Origin of the sequence: Dactylosporangium salmoneum (assembly GCF_039532525.1) — a bacterium.
In the GTDB taxonomy this organism is placed as follows: domain Bacteria; phylum Actinomycetota; class Actinomycetes; order Mycobacteriales; family Micromonosporaceae; genus Dactylosporangium; species Dactylosporangium salmoneum.
This window is the reverse complement of the sequence record NZ_BAAARV010000109.1, coordinates 22,776-39,928: the sequence shown is the minus strand read 5'-3', so window position 1 is coordinate 39,928 and position 17,153 is coordinate 22,776. Positions and strand designations below refer to the sequence as shown.

At 76.7% G+C, this 17,153-nt stretch carries 3 protein-coding genes and 1 pseudogene; all 4 read left to right on the top strand.

From position 1 onward, the window contains the following. Positions 1-8: 8 nt before the first annotated feature. A pseudogene (locus ABD352_RS49975) lies at positions 9-10,973 on the top strand (beta-ketoacyl synthase N-terminal-like domain-containing protein); the annotation flags it as partial. Continuing rightward, positions 10,970-15,346, top strand: coding sequence for a type I polyketide synthase (locus ABD352_RS49970; protein WP_344619712.1), 4,377 nt, complete (start codon positions 10,970-10,972; stop codon positions 15,344-15,346). The pseudogene ABD352_RS49975 and the gene ABD352_RS49970, both read left to right, overlap by 4 nt. Continuing rightward, complete coding sequence (locus tag ABD352_RS49965) at positions 15,339-16,823, top strand: FAD-dependent monooxygenase (protein WP_344619711.1); 1,485 nt, start codon at positions 15,339-15,341, stop codon at positions 16,821-16,823. Before ABD352_RS49970 ends, ABD352_RS49965 begins: the two co-directional genes overlap by 8 nt. Beyond that, a complete protein-coding gene (locus ABD352_RS49960; RefSeq protein WP_344619710.1) occupies positions 16,820-17,125 on the top strand; it encodes a hypothetical protein in 306 nt (101 codons plus the stop codon). Before ABD352_RS49965 ends, ABD352_RS49960 begins: the two co-directional genes overlap by 4 nt. Positions 17,126-17,153: the final 28 nt, after the last annotated feature.

The following is a 17,153-nucleotide window of genomic DNA, read 5'->3' as shown; positions in this document are numbered from 1 at the left end:
GCAACGAGGAGCGGCTCCGCGACTACCTCAAGCGCACCACGGCCGAGCTGCGGCAGGTCCGGCAGCGGCTGCACGACGTGGAGGCCCGCGAGCACGAGCCGATCGCGATCGTGTCGATGGCGTGCCGCTTCCCGGGCGGGGTGCACACCCCGGAGGAGCTGTGGGAGCTGCTGGCCGCCGGGCGGGACGCGATCGCCGGCTTCCCGGCCGACCGCGGCTGGGACCTCGACGCACTCTACGACCCCGACCCGGGCCGGTCCGGCTGCAGCTACGTGCGCGACGGCGGGTTCCTGCCCGACGCCGGCGACTTCGACCCGGCGTTCTTCGGCATCAGCCCGCGCGAGGCCCTCGCCACCGACCCGCAGCAGCGGCTGCTGCTGGAGGGGGCGTGGGAGGCGCTGGAGCGGGCCGGGATCGATCCCGGGACCCTGAAGGGCAGCGCCACCGGGGTCTTCGCCGGGGTGATGTTCGCCGACTACGCGCACGAGGCCGAGGACTTCGACGGGTACCTCATGACCGGCTCGCTCACCTCGGTGGCGTCCGGCCGGGTGGCCTTCACCCTCGGCCTGGAAGGTCCCGCGGTCACGGTCGACACGGCCTGCTCCTCGTCGCTGGTCGCCCTGCACCAGGCGGTGCAGTCGCTGCGGCGCGGCGAGTGCGACCTGGCGCTGGCCGGCGGGGTCACGGTGATCGCCCAGCCGCACCTGTTCGTCGAGTTCAGCCGCCAGCGCGGGCTCTCGCCCGACGGGCGGTGCAAGGCCTTCGCGGCCGCCGCCGACGGCACCGGCTTCTCCGAGGGCATGGGCCTGGTCGTGGTCGAGCGGCTCGGCGACGCCAGCCGTCTGGGCCACCCGGTCCTCGCCCTCATCCGCGGCTCCGCGGTCAACCAGGACGGGGCCAGCAACGGCCTCACCGCCCCGCACGGCCCGTCCCAGCGCAAGGTGATCCGCCAGGCCCTCGCCGACGCCCGGCTGCAGCCCGCCGACGTGGACGCCGTCGAGGCGCACGGCACCGGCACCACGCTCGGCGACCCGATCGAGGCCCAAGCGTTGCTGGCCACCTACGGGCAGGACCGGGACGAGCCCTTCCGCCTCGGCTCGATCAAGTCCAACCTCGGGCACACGCAGGCCGCGGCCGGCATCGCCGGGGTCATGAAGATGGTGCTGGCGATGGGCCACGGGGTGTTGCCGCCGACCCTGCACGTGGACGCGCCCAGCCCACACGTGGACTGGACGGCCGGCCGGGCCGCGCTGCTGACCGAGGCCGTGCCGTGGCCGGCCGGCGAGCGGGTGCGCCGGGCCGGCGTCTCCTCGTTCGGGGTGAGCGGCACCAACGCGCACATGGTGCTGGAGGAGCCGCCGCGGGACCTCGAGGCGCCGCGGCCCGGACCACGGCTGCCCTGGATCCTCAGCGCCCGTACCCCGGAGGCGCTGCGCGAGCAGGCCCGCCGGCTCGCCGGGCACCTCGACGCCCACCCCGGCCTCGACCCCGCCGACGTCGCCCGCACCCTGGCCAACCGGGCCACCTTCGAGCACCGGGCGATCGTCCTCGACGACCTGCGGGCCGGCCTCGGCCTGATCGCGGAGGCAGAGCCGGGCGCGGCGCTGCCGGAGACGATCGTGCGCAACGCCTCCACCGCCCTGCCGGGCAAGGTGGTGCTGGTTTTCCCCGGGCAGGGCTCGCAGTGGCCGGGAATGGCGGTCGAGCTGGCCGAGCGGGACCCGGCCTTCGCCGCGCATCTCGACGCCTGCGCGGCCGCCCTCGCCCCGCACGTCGACTGGGCGCTGGCCGACGCGCTGCGCGACCCGGCGCTGCAGGAGCGGGTCGACGTGGTGCAGCCCGCGCTCTTCGCCGTCGTCGTGGCCCTCGCCCGGCGCTGGCTCGACCTGGGCATCCGGCCCGACGCCGTCATCGGCCACTCCCAGGGCGAGATCGCCGCCGCCCACATCGCGGGCGCGTTGAGCCTGGAGGACGCCGCCCGGGTGGTCGCCCTGCGGGCCCGCGCGCTGACCCTCGTCGCGGGCACCGGCGGCATGCAGTCCGTCCAGCTCCCGGCCGACCGGATCGAGCTGCCCGAGGGGGCGTGGATCGCCGCGCACAACAGCCCGGCCACGACCGTGGTCGCGGGCGCCGTCGAGGCCCTGGACCGGCTGCCGGGCAAGCGGATCCCGGTGAACTACGCCAGCCATACGCCGCACATGGAGCCGCTGCGGGAGCGGATCCTGGCCGACCTCGCCGGGATCGAGCCGAAGCCTGCCGAGATCCCGTTCTACTCGACCGTCACCGGGGAACTCGCCGACACCACGACGCTGGACGCGCAGTACTGGGCCGACAACCTCAGCCGCCCGGTCCAGTTCCGGCAGACGTTGGAGCGGCTGGCGGGGCTGGGGCACTGGACCTATCTGGAGGCGAGCCCCCACCCGGTGCTCACCGCCGTGATCCAGGAGACCCTGCCCCGGGCCGCCGCCATCGGCACCCTGCGCCGCGACGCCGGCGGCCCGGACCAGCTCGTCGCCGCGGCCGCGCAGGCCCACGCGCGCGGGGTCGTGCCGGACTGGGCCGCGCTCGGGCCGGGCGGGCGGCAGCTGGACCTGCCGACGTACCCCTTCGAGCGGGCCACCTACTGGCTGGCCGCGCGGCCCGGCGCCGACCCGGCCGGGCTGGGCCTGCGGCCGACCGGCCACCCGCTGCTGGGCGCCGCCGTGGCCACCGCCGAGCCCCCGCTGACCATCTACACGGGACGGCTGTCGCTGGCCACCCACCCGTGGCTGTCCCAGCACGGGGTCAACGGCACGACCATCGTTCCCGGCGCCGCGCTCGTCGAGCTGGCCTTGCACGCCGGTCACCGGCTGGACGAGCTGACCCTGCAGCAGCCACTGGTCGTGCCGGAGCGCGGCGACGTGCGGCTGCAGATGGTCATCGGCGCCCCCGACCCGCAGACCGGCCGCCGCACGGTCGAGATCTACTCGCAGACTGACATCTCCTCGCAGACCGGCGAGGACGAGCCATGGACCCGGCACGCCACCGGGCTCATCGGCCCTTCGTCCGAGGAGCCGGCGGAGGACCTGGCCGCCTGGCCGCCGCCCGGAGCCGTACCCCTGGACGTCACCGACCTCTACGACTCCCTCGCGGCCGCCGGATATGACTACGGGCCGCTGTTCCAGGGCGTGCAGGCGGCCTGGTCGGCCGGCGACGCCCGGTACGCCGAGGTCCGCCTGCCGGACGACACCCCGGCCCGGGGCTTCGCCCTCCATCCGGCCCTGCTGGACGCCGCCCTGCACGTGGCCGCCGCCGACAGTCCCAGCGACGACAAGGTGCGCCTGCCGTTCTCCTGGACCGGGGTGACGCTGCACCGCAGCGGCACCGACGCCACCGCGGTACGGGTCCGGCTCGACATGCGGCAGCACCGGGTGCGCATCGCCGACGCGCTCGGCGAGCCGATCCTCTCCATCGACGGGATCGTCCTGCGCGCGATGGCGGCCGAGCGGCCCGACGCCCTGTTCCGCGTGCACTGGACCGCCGTCCAGCCCGCCGAGGCGGCGCGAGCACCGGAGCTGCTCCACTGTCCACAAGGGGCCGACGCGCCCGCCTGGGCGCTGGAGGCGCTGCAGACCTCCACGGCCGAGCGGCTGGTCGTCGTCACCCGGGGCGCGGTCAACACCCGGCCCGGCGAGGACGTGCCCGGCCTCGACCAGGCGCCCGTCTGGGGCCTGGTGCGCACCGCCATGACCGAGCAGCCGGGCCGGTTCGCCCTGCTCGACCTCGACGGCGGGCCCGACCCGGATCCCGGGCTGATCGGGGCCGCGCTGGCCGCGGGCGAGGACCAGCTGGCCTGGCGGGACGGGGTGCTCCTCGCGCCGCGGCTCACCCGGGCCGCCGAGCAGCCCGCGCTCACCCCGCCCGACACGCCCGCCTGGCGGCTCGAGACCACCGGGACCGGGACCCTCGACAAGCTCGAGCTCGTGCCGTTCGAGGCCGCCACCGGGCCGCTCGGGACGGGGCAGGTGCGCATCGCGCTGCGGGCCGCCGGGCTCAACTTCCGCGATGTGCTCATCTGCCTCGGCATGTACCCGGGCCAGGCCCTCGTCGGCGCGGAGGGCGCGGGCGTCGTCACCGAGGTCGGGACCGGCGTCACCGGGTACGCACCCGGCGACCGGGTCATGGGCCTCATCTCCGGTGGCATCGGGCCGGTCGCCGTCGCCGACCACCGGCTGCTCGCCCGCATCCCCGACGGCTGGACGTTCGCCCAGGCGGCAGCCGTGCCGGTCGCGTTCGTCACCGCGTACTACGGGCTGGTCGACCTGGCCGACCTGCGGCCCGGCGAGTCCCTGCTCGTCCACGCGGCGGCCGGTGGCGTCGGCATGGCCGCCGTGCAGCTTGGCCGGCACCTGGGCGCCGAGGTCTTCGGCACGGCGAGCGCCCGCAAGTGGCCGGCGCTGCGCCGGCTCGGCCTGCCCGACGAGCGGATCGCCAACTCCCGCGACCTCGCCTTCGCCGAGCGATTCCCCACCGTCGACGTGGTCCTCAACTCGCTCACCGGGGACTTCATCGACGCCTCGCTCGGGATGCTCGGACCGGGCGGCCGGTTCATCGAGATGGGCAAGACCGACGTCCGCGCCGGCCTCGGCCCCGGCTACCACCCGTTCGACCTCAGCGCCGTCTCCCCCGACCGGGTGCGGGAGATCCTGGCCGAGCTGACGGGGCTCTTCGCCGCGGGCGAGCTGGCCCCGCTGCCCATCGCAGCGTGGGACGTGCGCGAGGCGCCGGAGGCGATGCGGTACTTCAGCCAGGCCCGTCACACCGGCAAGCTCGTCCTGACCGTCCCCCGCCCGCTCGACCCGGACGGCACGGTCCTCATCACCGGCGGCACCGGCGTCCTCGGCACCCTGCTCGCCGGGCACCTGGTCGACCACCACGGCATGCGCCACGTGCTGCTGGCGAGCCGCAGCGGCGGCGCATCGCCCGCGCGTCCCGAGATCACGGTGGCGGCCTGCGACGTCGCCGACCGGGAGGCGCTGGCCGAGCTGCTGGCCGCCATCCCGCCCGAGCGCCCGCTCACCGCCGTCGTCCACGCCGCCGGGGCGCTCGACGACGGTCTGATCGGCGACCTGAACCCGGAACGTCTCCGAACGGCGCTGCGGCCCAAGGCTCTCGCCGCCGCCCACCTCGACGAGCTGACCCGCGACCTCGACCTCGCCGCGTTCGTCTCCTACGGCTCGGTGTCCGGCGTGCTCGGCTCCCCCGGTCAGGGCAACTACGCCGCCGCCAACGCCTACCTCGACGCCCTCGCCCACCACCGCCGGGCCCAGGGCCGGCCGGCCACCTCCCTCGCCTGGGGATTCTGGGCCGAGGCGACCGGGCTGACCGGGCACCTCGACGAGGCGGACCGGCGGCGGATGGCCCGCGGCGGCATCGCGCCGCTGAGCACCGAGGCGGGGCTGGCCCTCTTCGACGCGGCGTACGGCGGGGCGCGGGCCGCGGTGGTCCCGGCCCAGCTGGACGCGGCGGCGCTGCGGGCCCGCGCCGGCGAGCTGCCCGCCATCCTCAGTGGCCTGGTGCGCGCGCCGGCCGCCCGCCGCCCCACCACAAGCTCCTCGCTGCCGCGGCGGCTGCGCGGGCTGGACCCGGGCGAGCAGCGCAAGGCGGTGCTGGAGCTGGTCCGGGCCAACATCGCGGCGGTGCTCGGGCACGCCTCCCCGGACACCGTCGACGCCGAGCGGCCGTTCAAGGACCTCGGCTTCGACTCGCTGACCGCGGTCGAGCTGCGCAACCGGCTCAACGCGGCGACCGGGCTGCTGCTGCCGGCGACGCTGGCGTTCGACTACCCGACGCCGGGCGCGCTGGCCGGCTTCGTCCGCGACGAGCTGCTCGGGACGGTGGCGGACTCCGGTGGTACCGCCAAAGCCACCACGGAAACCGACGAGCCCCTCGCCATCGTCGGCATGGCGTGCCGGTTCCCCGGCGGCGTGCGCTCCCCCGACGACCTGTGGCGGCTGCTGGACGCCGGCGCCGACGGCATCACCGGCTTCCCGGCCGACCGCGGCTGGGACCCCGAGGCCCTCTACCACCCCGACCCGGACCACGCCCGCACCAGCTACGTGTGGGAGGGCGGGTTCGTGCACGACGCCGGCGACTTCGACGCGGCGTTCTTCGGCATCTCCCCGCGCGAGGCCGCGGCCACCGACCCGCAGCAGCGGCTGCTGCTGGAGACCGCGTGGGAGGCGGTGGAGCGGGCCGGCATCGACCCGCTGAGCCTGCGCGGCAGCCGCACCGGGGTGTTCGCCGGGCTCATCGCGCAGGAGTACACCTCCTCGCGGCACGAGACGGCGGAGGAGCTCGAGGGCTACTTCATGGCCGGCAACACGGCCAGCGTCGCCTCCGGCCGCATCGCCTACGTGCTCGGGCTGGAGGGCCCGGCCATCACCGTCGACACCGCCTGCTCGTCGTCGCTGGTCGCGCTGCACCTGGCCGGCCAGGCGCTGCGCCGCGGCGAGTGCGACCTGGCGCTGGCCGGCGGGGCCACCGTGATGGCCCAGCCCAGCGTGTTCGTCGAGTTCAGCCGGCAGCGGGGGCTGGCGCCGGACGCGCGGTGCAAGCCCTTCGGCGCGGGCGCGGACGGCACCGCGTTCGCCGAGGGGGCCGGGCTGGTCGTGGTCGAGCGGCTCAGCGACGCGCGGCGGCTCGGGCACCCCGTCCTCGCCGTTGTGCGCGGCTCGGCGGTCAACTCCGACGGCGCCTCCAACGGCCTCACCGCCCCCAACGGCCCCTCCCAGCAGCGGGTCATCCGCCAGGCCCTGGCCAACGCCGGCCTGCGCCCGTCCGACGTCGACGCCGTCGAGGCGCACGGCACCGGCACCACCCTCGGCGACCCGATCGAGGCGCAGGCCCTGCTGGCCACCTACGGGCAGGAGCGCGCCGAGCCGCTGTACCTGGGCTCCATCAAGTCGAACATCGGGCACAGCCAGGCCGCGGCCGGCATCGCCGGGGTCATGAAGATGGTGCTCGCGCTGCGGCACGCGCGCCTGCCGCGGACGCTTCGGGCCGAGGCGCCCAGCCCGCACGTCGACTGGACCGCCGGCCGCGTGGCGCTGCTCGCCGAGGCCGTCGACTGGCCCGATCCGGGCCGCCCCCGGCGGGCCGGGGTCTCCGCCTTCGGCATCAGCGGCACCAACGCGCACCTCATCCTGGAGCAGGCCCCGCCCGCGGACGCCGCACCGGAGCCGGTGCCGGGCCCGCCGGTGATCCCGTGGGTGCTGTCCGCCCGCGACTACGACGCCCTGCGCGAACAGGCCGACCGGCTGCGCGCGGCGGCCGCGCGGGCCGACCCGCTCGACGTCGCCTTCTCGCTGGTGCACCACCGGTCCGCCTTCGCCCGCCGCGCGGTGGTGCTGGGCACGGACCGCGACGAGCTGCTGGCCGGGCTCTCCGGCGCCGGCGGCGGCGCGGTCGCCGAGCCGGGGCGGCTGGCGGTGCTGTTCACGGGGCAGGGCAGCCAGCGGCCGGGGATGGGCCGGGAGCTGTACGCCCACCACCCCGCCTTCGCCGCCGCCCACGACGAGGTCTGCGCCCGCCTCGACGTGGACGTCAGGGCCATCCCCGACGACGAGCTGCACCTGACCGGCAACGCCCAGGCGGCGCTGTTCGCGCTGCAGGTCGCGCTGTTCCGGCTGGTGGAGTCGTTCGGCGTGCGCCCGGACCTGCTCCTCGGCCACTCCGTCGGCGAGCTGGCCGCCGCGCACCTGGCCGGCGCGATGTCGCTGGACGACGCCTGCCGGCTGGTGAGCGCGCGGGGCCGGCTGATGCAGCGGCTGCCGGCCGGGGGCGCGATGGTCGCCCTGGAGGGCACCGAGGAGGACGTGCGGCCGTACCTGGGCGAGAAGGTCGCCCTCGCCGCGGTCAACGGGCCGCGCGCGGTCGTCGTCTCCGGCGACGAGGACGCGGTGCTGGCCCTCGCCGAAGGGTGGCCCGGGCGGACCCGGCGGCTGCGGGTCAGCCACGCCTTCCACTCCCACCGCATGGACGGCATGCTGGCCGACTTCCGCAAGGTCGCCGAGGGCCTCGCCTACCACCCGCCCGCGATCCCCGTCGTGTCGAACGTGACCGGACGGCCGGTCGAGGAGTTCTCCGCCGACTACTGGGTGCGCCAGGTGCGCGAGCCGGTGCGCTTCCTCGACGGGGTGCGGCACCTGCACGCCGAGGACGCGCGGCTGTACCTGGAGCTGGGGCCGGACGCGGTGCTGTCGGCGCTCGGGCGGGACTGCGTCGACGGCGCGGCCTTCGTGCCGGCGCTGCGGGCCGACCGGCCGGAGACGCGCACGCTGCTGACCGCCCTCGGGGAGCTCTTCCGCGCCGGGGTACCCGTCGACTGGGCCCCGGCGGTGCGCGGCGGGCGGGCGGTGGAGCTGCCGACGTACGCCTTCCAGCGCAAGCGCTTCTGGCTCACCGCCGCCGGCCGCCCCGACGCCGCCGGGCTCGGCCTCGACGCCGCCGCCCACCCGCTGCTCGGCGCCGCGCTCGACAACGCGGCCCGCGACGAGGTGGTGCTCACCGGGCGGCTCGGCCGGCGGGAGCAGCCGTGGCTGGCCGACCACACCGTCGGCGGCACCACGCTGCTGCCCGCGACCGCGTTCGTGGAGCTGGCCCTGGCCGCGGGCCGCCGGACCGGCCTGGAGCGGATCGAGGAGCTCACCCTGGAGGCCCCGCTGGCCCTGCCGGCCCGCGGCGGCGTGCGGGTGCAGGTCACCGCCGGGCCGGACGGCATCGCCGTGCACTCCCGGGCCGACGAGGCCGCGGCCTGGACCCGGCACGCCACCGGCCGCCTCGGGCCGTGGGCCGAGCCTTCCGCCGGACCGTCCGCCCAGTGGCCGCCGCCCGGCGCCGAGCCGGTGCCCGTCGAGGACCTCTACGACCGGATGGCGGACGGCGGCTTCGGCTACGGCCCGGCGTTCCGCGGGGTGCGGGCGGCCTGGCGGCACGGCGAGGACGTCTACGCCGAGGTCGTCCTGCCCGACGGGCTCGACGCGGCCGGCTACGGCATCCACCCGGCCCTGCTCGACGCGGCCCTGCACCCGGTCGCCCTGCTCGGGTCCGGGCCGTCCTCGTTGCGGCTCCCCTTCGCCTGGACGGGCGTCGCGTGGCACGGCGGCGGCGCCACCGCCCTGCGGGTCCGGCTGTCCCCGCGCGGCGGGGAGTCCCTGAGCCTCGCCGTCGCCGACGAGACCGGCGCCCCGGTGCTGAGCGTCGAGTCCGTCCTGCTGCGGCCGGTCTCCCCCGGGCGGCTGGCCGCCGCCCGCACCGCCGCGATGTACGTCCTGAACTGGGTCGAGGCCCCCGCCTCGGGCCACGCCGCCGACGTGACCGTGGTGCGGCCGGGCACCCCGCACGAGGCCCTGGCGCAGGCCCAGGCCTGGTTGGCCGGCGACCGGGAGGGCCGCCTGGCCTTCGTGACCCGGGGCGCGCAGACGGACATGGCGCAGGCCGCCGTCTGGGGGCTGATCCGCTCGGCCCAGTCGGAGCACCCGGGCCGGTTCGTCCTGGCCGATCTCGATGCGAACGCCCCCTTGCCGGACACCGCCCCCTTGCCGGACACCGCCTCCTTGCCTGACACCGACGAGCCGCAGTTCCGGCTTCGGGGCGGGCGTCTCCTGGTGCCCCGCCTGGCCCCGGCCGGGCCCTCGGAAGGCTCGACGCCCCTGGACCCGGACGGAACGGTCCTGATCGTGGGCGGCACGGGCGCGCTGGGCACCCTGCTCGCCCGGCACCTGGTCGACCGGCACGGGATGCGGCACGTGCTGCTCGCCAGCCGCAGCGGCAAGGCGCCGGACCTCGGGCCCGAGATCACCGCGGCCGCCTGCGACGCCGCCGACCGCGACGCCCTCGCCGGGCTGCTGGCCACGGTGCGACGTCCGCTCACCGCGGTCATCCACCTGGCCGCCGTGCTCGACGACGGGATCGTGACCGCGCTGACGCCCGAGCGCCTCGACGCCGTGCTGCGCCCGAAGGTCGAGGCCGCCCGGAACCTGCACGAGCTGACGCACGACCTGCGCGCGTTCGTGCTGTACTCCTCCCTCGCCGGCACGGTCGGCAGCCCCGGGCAGGCGAGCTACGCGGCGGCCAACGCGGCGCTGGACGCCCTGGCCGCGCACCGGCGCGCGCTCGGCCTGCCCGCCACCGCGCTCGCCTGGGGCGCCTGGGCGAGCGGGGGCCTCGCCGCCGAGCTGAGCAACGCCGACCGGGCCCGGCTGCGCCGCGGCGGGCTCGTCCCGCTGGACCCCGAGGAGGGCCTCGCGCTCTTCGACGCGGCGCTGGCCGACCCGCGCCCGGCGCTCGTACCGGCCCGGCTGGACCTCGCCGCCCTGCGCGCCCAGGCCGACGCCGGGACGCTCAACCCGGTGCTGCGCGGCCTGGTCCGGCCCGGCCGCCGCCCGGCCGCCGGGAGCCCGAGCCTGGCCCGGCGCCTCGCCGGGCTGTCCGGTCCGGAGGCCGACCGGCTGGTCGCCGACCTCATCCGCGGGCACGTGGCCGTGGTGCTCGGCCACGCCGGCGCCGGCGCGGTCGACCCCGAGCGACCCTTCACCGAGCTGGGCATGGACTCCCTCGCCGCGGTCGAGCTGCGCGACCGGCTCACCGCCGCGACCGGGCTGCGGCTGCCGGCCACCCTGGTCTTCGACTACCCGACGCCGGCCGCGCTGGCCGGCTACGTGCGCGAGCACGTCGCCGCCGAGGCGCCCGGCGGTGCGGCCGAGCTCATGGCCGAGCTGGACCGGCTGGAGGCCGCGCTGGCGAGGGCGAGCGTCGCCGGCGGCGGCCGGGCCGAGGTCGGGCGGCGCCTGCGGGCCGTGCTGGCGGCCTGGGACGAGCCGGCCGCCGCGGCGCAGGACGACGTCGAGGCGCGCATCCAGGAGTCCAGCGCCGACGAGATCTTCGCCTTCATCGACCAGCAGCTGGGCCGCGGCGGGGAGGAGACCCGATGAGCGAGGAGAAGCTGACCGAGTACCTCAAGTGGGTCACCACCGACCTGCACAAGACCCGCCACCGCCTGCAGGAGGTGGAGGACCAGGCCCGGGAGCCGATCGCCATCGTCGGCATGGCCTGCCGCTACCCGGGCGGGGTCGCCACCCCCGAGCAGCTGTGGGACCTCGTCGCCGCCGGCACCGACGCGGTCACCGGCTTCCCGCAGCGGCGCGGCTGGAACGCCGAGGCCCTCTACGACCCCGATCCCGAGCGGCTCGGCGCCACCTACTGCCGCGAGGGCGGCTTCCTGCACGACGCCGACGAGTTCGACGCCGGCTTCTTCGGGATGAGCCCGCGCGAGGCCCTCGCCACCGACCCGCAGCAGCGGATCCTGCTGGAGATCGCCTGGGAGGCGGTGGAGCGGGCCGGCATCGACCCGCTGAGCCTGCGCGGCAGCCCGACCGGGGTGTTCGTGGGGCTGATGTACACCGACTACGCCGCCCGCCTGCGCCACATCCCCGAGGAGCTGGAGGGCTTCCTCGGCAGCGGCAGCGCCGGCAGCGTGGCCTCCGGGCGGGTCGCCTACGCGCTCGGCCTGGAAGGCCCGGTGCTGACCGTGGACACCGCCTGCTCGTCGTCGCTCGTCGCGCTGCACCAGGCGGCCCAGGCGCTGCGCCGCGGCGAGTGCTCGCTCGCGCTGGCCGGCGGGGTCACGGTGCTGTCCACCCCGGCGGTGTACATCGAGTTCAGCCGCCAGCGCGGGCTGGCACCCGACGGGCGCTGCAAGTCCTTCGCCGCCGCGGCGGACGGCACCGGCTGGGCCGAGGGGGCCGGCATGGTGCTCGTCGAGCGCCTACGCGACGCGCGGCGGCTCGGCCACCCGGTGCTCGCCGTCATCCGCGGCTCCGCGGTCAACTCCGACGGCGCCTCCAACGGCCTGACCGCCCCCAACGGCCCCTCCCAGCAGCGGGTCATCCGGGCCGCCCTGGACGGCGCGGGGCTGCGCCCGAGCGACGTCGACGCCGTCGAGGCCCACGGCACCGGCACCACCCTCGGCGACCCCATCGAGGCCCAGGCCCTCCTGGCCACCTACGGCCAGCGCTCGGGCAACGAACCCCTCCGGCTCGGCTCGCTCAAGTCCAACCTCGGACACACGCAGGCCGCCGCCGGCGTCGGCGGCGTCATCAAGATGGTCATGGCGCTGCGCCACGAGAGCCTGCCGCCGACCCTGCACGTCGACGCGCCCACCCCGCACGTCGACTGGGCCGCGGGCGACGTGCGGCTGCTCACCGAGGCCGTGCCGTGGCCGGCCGGCGAGCGGGTCCGGCGGGCCGGCGTCTCGTCGTTCGGCATCAGCGGCACCAACGCCCACCTGGTGCTGGAGGAGGCCCCGCCGCCGGAGGCGCCCGAGCCGCCCGCGGACGCGAGGCCGCCGGTGCTCGCGTGGGTGCTCTCGGCCCGCGACGTTGGCGCGCTGCGCGAGCAGGCGGCCCGGCTGGACGCAGCGGTGGCCGGCGAGGATCCGGTCGACGTCGGGCATGCGCTGGCCACCACCCGGTCCGCGCTCGAGCAGCGGGCGGTGGTCCTCGGCGACGGCCGCGACGGGCTGCGGGCCGGGCTGCGGGCGCTGTCGCGCGGCGAGCCGTCGCCCGACGTCGTGCAGGGAAGCGTCCAGCGGGGCGGGCTGACCGCGTTCCTGTTCACCGGCCAGGGCAGCCAGCGGCCGGGCATGGGCCGCCGGCTGGCCGCCGCCCACCCCGCGTTCGCCGACGCCCTCGACGAGACGCTGGCCCTCCTCGACCCGCGGGTGCGGGAGGCGATGGACACGGAGGCGGTGCACCGGACCGAGTTCGCGCAGCCCGCGCTGTTTGCCGTCGAGGTCGCGCTGTTCCGGCTGCTGACCGGCTGGGGGCTGCGGCCCGACCTGCTCATCGGGCACTCCGTCGGCGAGCTGGCCGCCGCCTGCGCCGCCGGGGTGCTGTCGCTGCCGGACGCGTGCGCGCTGGTGACCGCCCGGGGCCGGCTCATGCAGGGGGTCGAGCGCGAGGGGGCGATGGTGTCGATCCGCGCCGCCGAGGCGGAGGTCGCCGAGAGCCTGATCCCCTTCGCCGGCCGGGTCGGGATCGCGGCCGTCAACGGGCCCGAGTCGACCGTCGTGTCCGGGGACGCCGACGCCGTCGCCGAGGTCGCGGCGCTGTGGTCGGAGCGGGGACGGCGGGCGCGGCGGCTGCGGGTCAGCCACGCGTTCCACTCGCCGCACATGGACGAGGTCCTCGACGAGTTCCGGCGGGTCGCGGGCGGGTTGACGTACAACTCCCCGGAAATCCCGATCGTGGCCAATCTGACCGGGCAGCCCGGCCGGCTCGACGACCCGGAGGCGTGGGTCCGGCACGTCCGCGGCACGGTCCGGTTCCACGACGGGATGCGCTTCCTCGCCGGGCAGGGGGTCACGCGGTACGTCGAACTCGGCCCCGACGGCGTGCTGTGCGCGATGGGCCGCGACTGCCTCGCCGGGACCGAAGCCCGGACGGCCCTGCTGGTGCCGGCGCTGCGGGCGGACCGCCCCGAGCCCGTCGCGGTGCTCGCCGCCGTCGCGCAGGCCCACGCGCACGGCGCCACGGTCGACTGGCCAGCGGTCCTCGGCGGCGGCCCGCGCCGGCCGGTCGCCCTGCCCACGTACCCGTTCCAGCACCGCCGCTTCTGGCTGGAAGACTCCGGGCCCGCGGATGACGACACCCGCCTCTGGGACGCCGTCGAGCAGGGCGACCTCCCCGCCGTCGGCGCGCTGCTGGACCTCACCGGCGAGCCGGGCCTGGCGGGGGTCGTGCGAGCTCTGGCCGGCTGGCGGCGGCAGCGGCGCTGGTTCCACCGGATCGACTGGGTGCCGGCCACCGCCCCGGCCGGCGCGGCGCTCGCGGGCGCCTGGCTGGTGCTGGCGGGCGAGGACGACCGCGAGGACGCCGAGACGCTGCGCCGGGTCCTGGCCGGGCGCGGGGCCGGCGAGAGCGAGGCGCCGGCCGGGGTGATCGTGCTGCTGCCACGCGGCGAGGGGCTCGCGCCCGGACGGGCCGGCACCGGGGCCGCGCTGGCGGCCGCGCTGGACGCGCTGGAGCGCCACGGCGGGGTGCCGCTGTGGCTGTGCACCCGGGGCGCGGTCGCGGCCGGGCCCGCCGACCCGCCCGCCGGGCCCGTCCAGGCCCAGGTTTGGGGGCTCGGCCGCGTGGGCCTGGCCGACCTGCCGCCCGCTTTGGACAGCACCGCCGCCGAGCGGCTCGCCGATGCGGTGGCCGCGGGCGAGGACCGCATCGCGATCCGGGGAGGGGCGGCGCTCGTGCGGCGGCTGCTGCCCGCGGCGGCCGGCGAGGCGACCTGGCGGCCGAAGGGCACCGCGCTCGTCGTCGGCGAGGGCGTCCTGGCCGACGCGGCCGCGGCCTGGCTGGCGGGCAACGGCGCCGAGGAGGTCATCCGCGGCCTCGAACCCGGCTCCCCGCTGATGATCACACCCGCCGCCGACGCCGCCTCCCCGCCGGGCATCGCACCCGCCACCGACGCCGCCTCCGACTCCGCCTCCCCGCCGGGCATCGCACCCGCCACCGACGCCGCCTCCGACTCCGCCTCCCCGGCGGGGATCGCACTCGCCGCCGCCGAGGCCGGCTTCCCGTCGGTGATCGTGCTGGCCGCCGAGGCCGGGGGCGAGGTCGGGGCGCCCGACGCCGAGCGGATCGAGGCCGGCCTGGCCGAGGCGGCGACGCGGGCCGAGGCCGTCCGGGAGCTCGTGCGCGAGCTGCGGGTCCCGCTCATCGTGCTGTCCTCAGCGGCCGGAGTAGTGCCCGCGCCCGGGCTCGCCAACGTCGGCCCGGCCCACGCCTACCTCGACGCGTTCGCGCGCCGGATGCGGGCCGAGGGGCACGCCGTGACCTCGGCGGCGGGCGGCCCATGGCTCGGCGAGGCAACCCCCGTGGCGACCCGGCTGGTCGAGCACGGGCTGCGGCCGGTCGACCCGCGACCGGCCATCGCCGGGCTGGCCCGGCACGAGGTCCCGCTGTTCGTGGCCGACCTCCAGCCGGAGGCGCCGCGGGACGCGGCAGCGGACGCCGGGGCGGACGCGGCCTGGCGCGACCGGTTCGCCGCGGCCGCGCCCGGGGAGCGCGAGGGGCTGCTGCTGGAGCTGATCCTGCGCCACTCGGCGGCCGCGCTCGGGCACGCCGACCCGGCCGCGATCGACCCCGGGCGCAACTTCATGGAGCTGGGCTTCACGTCGTACGTGGCGCTGGAGCTCTACAACCGGATGGCCGCGGCGACCGGGCGGGACGACATCCCGCCGTCGGCGATCTACGACCAGCCCACGCCGTCGGCGTTGGCGCGATTCCTGAAGGAGAAGACCGATGAGTGACCCAGTCGTCATCGCCGGGGGTGGGCCCGCGGGGATGCTGCTGGCCTGCGAGCTGGGGCTCGCCGGGGTGGACACCGTCGTGCTGGAACGCGACACGGAGATCTGCACCGACGAGACGTCGAAGGCGCACGCGCTGCACGCGCGGGCGGTCGAGGCGCTGGACCTGCGCGGGCTCATGGAGGAGATCCGCAATGAGAAGTACCCGATCTGGCCGATGATCCACTACGCCAACTTCTGGCTCGACCTCAGCGAGATCCTCGACGAGGAGTACTCGCTGCTCGCCCCGCAGGCCAAGACCCAGCGCGTGCTCGAGGACCGGGCGGTCGAGCTGGGCGTCGACGTGCGGCGCGGGCACCGGCTCGTCGGGCTCGCGCAGGACGAGGACGGCGTGACGGTCACGGTGCTGGGCGGCGACGGGGAGTACACCCTGCGCGGCTCCTATCTCGTGGGCTGCGACGGCGCGCACAGCACCGTGCGGGAGCTGGCCGGCTTCTCCGCCCCGGCCGCCGGCATGAGCTGGTACGCGGTCTTCGCCGACTTCGACGCGTTCGAGACCGAGTTCGAGTCGCCGACCTATCCGGAGGGGATCGTCGCGGTGGTACCGCACCCCAGCGGCCCGGTCCGGATGATGACCATGGAGTTCGGGGCCGAGGCGCCGGGCGACGACGTCCCGGTGACGGTCGAGGAGCTGCGGGCCCGGGCCGCGCACATCACCGGGCAGGAGTTCGACACGCCGCAGCCGCGCTGGATGGGCCGGGCGGGCAACGTGACCCGGCTGGCCGAGCGCTACCGCGTCGGGCGCGTCCTGCTCGCCGGCGACGCCGCCCACGTGCACTACTTCGGGGCCGGGCACGGGCTCAACACCAGCATGCAGGACGCGATGAACCTGGGCTGGAAGCTCGCCGGGGTGGTGCATGGCTGGGCGCCCGGGCACCTGTTGGACACCTACCACAAGGAGCGGCACCCGGTCGGCGAACGGGCCTGCGTCAGCTCGCAGGCGCAGCTGGCGTTGCAGTACCCGCCGGACCGGGTCGAGCCGCTGCGCGAGATCTTCGGCGAGCTGGTGAAGTTCCCGGACGTCAACAAATACCTCGTTCGGGTGGTGACCGACGTGGCCTACCCGTTCAAGTATTTGGGGCGGCGCCGGGCCGACGCGCACCCGCTGCAGGGTCGGCCGGTCCCCCACGTGAGCGTCGAGACCGCCGCCGGGCCGGTCGAGGTGGCCTCGACCCTGCACACCGGGCGCGGGGTCGTGCTGGACCTCACCGGCGGGAAGGCCCCGTTCGGCGACCTCTCGGGCTGGGCCGGCCGCGTGGACGTCGTCACCGCCCGGCCCTCGGACGAGCTCGGCGCCGCCGTCGTTCTCGTCCGCCCGGACGGCTTCGTCGCCTGGGCGGACGCGACCGGCGACGACGCCGAGGGGCTCCGCCTCGCCATCACACATTGGTTCGGTACCGCTGAGAAGGAGATCGCATGAGCGTCGACGGCAACTGGGACCTGGAGATCGACAGCCCCCGGGGCAAGCAGCAGGTGCGGCTGGCGGTGCGGGCCGAGGGCGGCCGCCTCACCGGCACGATGAGCAACCCCGAGGCCGACATCAGCACGGACCTGCTCGACGGCACCATCGACGGCGACGACCTGGCCTGGAAGGTCAAGATGAAGATGTTCCCGGTGACCCTGACCTTCACCATGACCGTCGACGAGGACACCATGGAAGGCAAGGTCAAGGCCGGGATGTTCGGCAAGTTCGACACCTCCGGGCAGCGCGTTCCGAGTTAGTCGCGCTTTAGCCGGGCTGCCGAGAATC

Excerpts from the sequence above, each read along its gene's own strand:
- ABD352_RS49970 (WP_344619712.1), top strand. The coding sequence starts at position 10,970 with ATGAGCGAGGAGAAGCTGACCGAGTACCTCAAGTGGGTCACCACCGAC.
- ABD352_RS49965 (WP_344619711.1), top strand. The coding sequence starts at position 15,339 with ATGAGTGACCCAGTCGTCATCGCCGGGGGTGGGCCCGCGGGGATGCTG.
- ABD352_RS49960 (WP_344619710.1), top strand. The coding sequence starts at position 16,820 with ATGAGCGTCGACGGCAACTGGGACCTGGAGATCGACAGCCCCCGGGGC.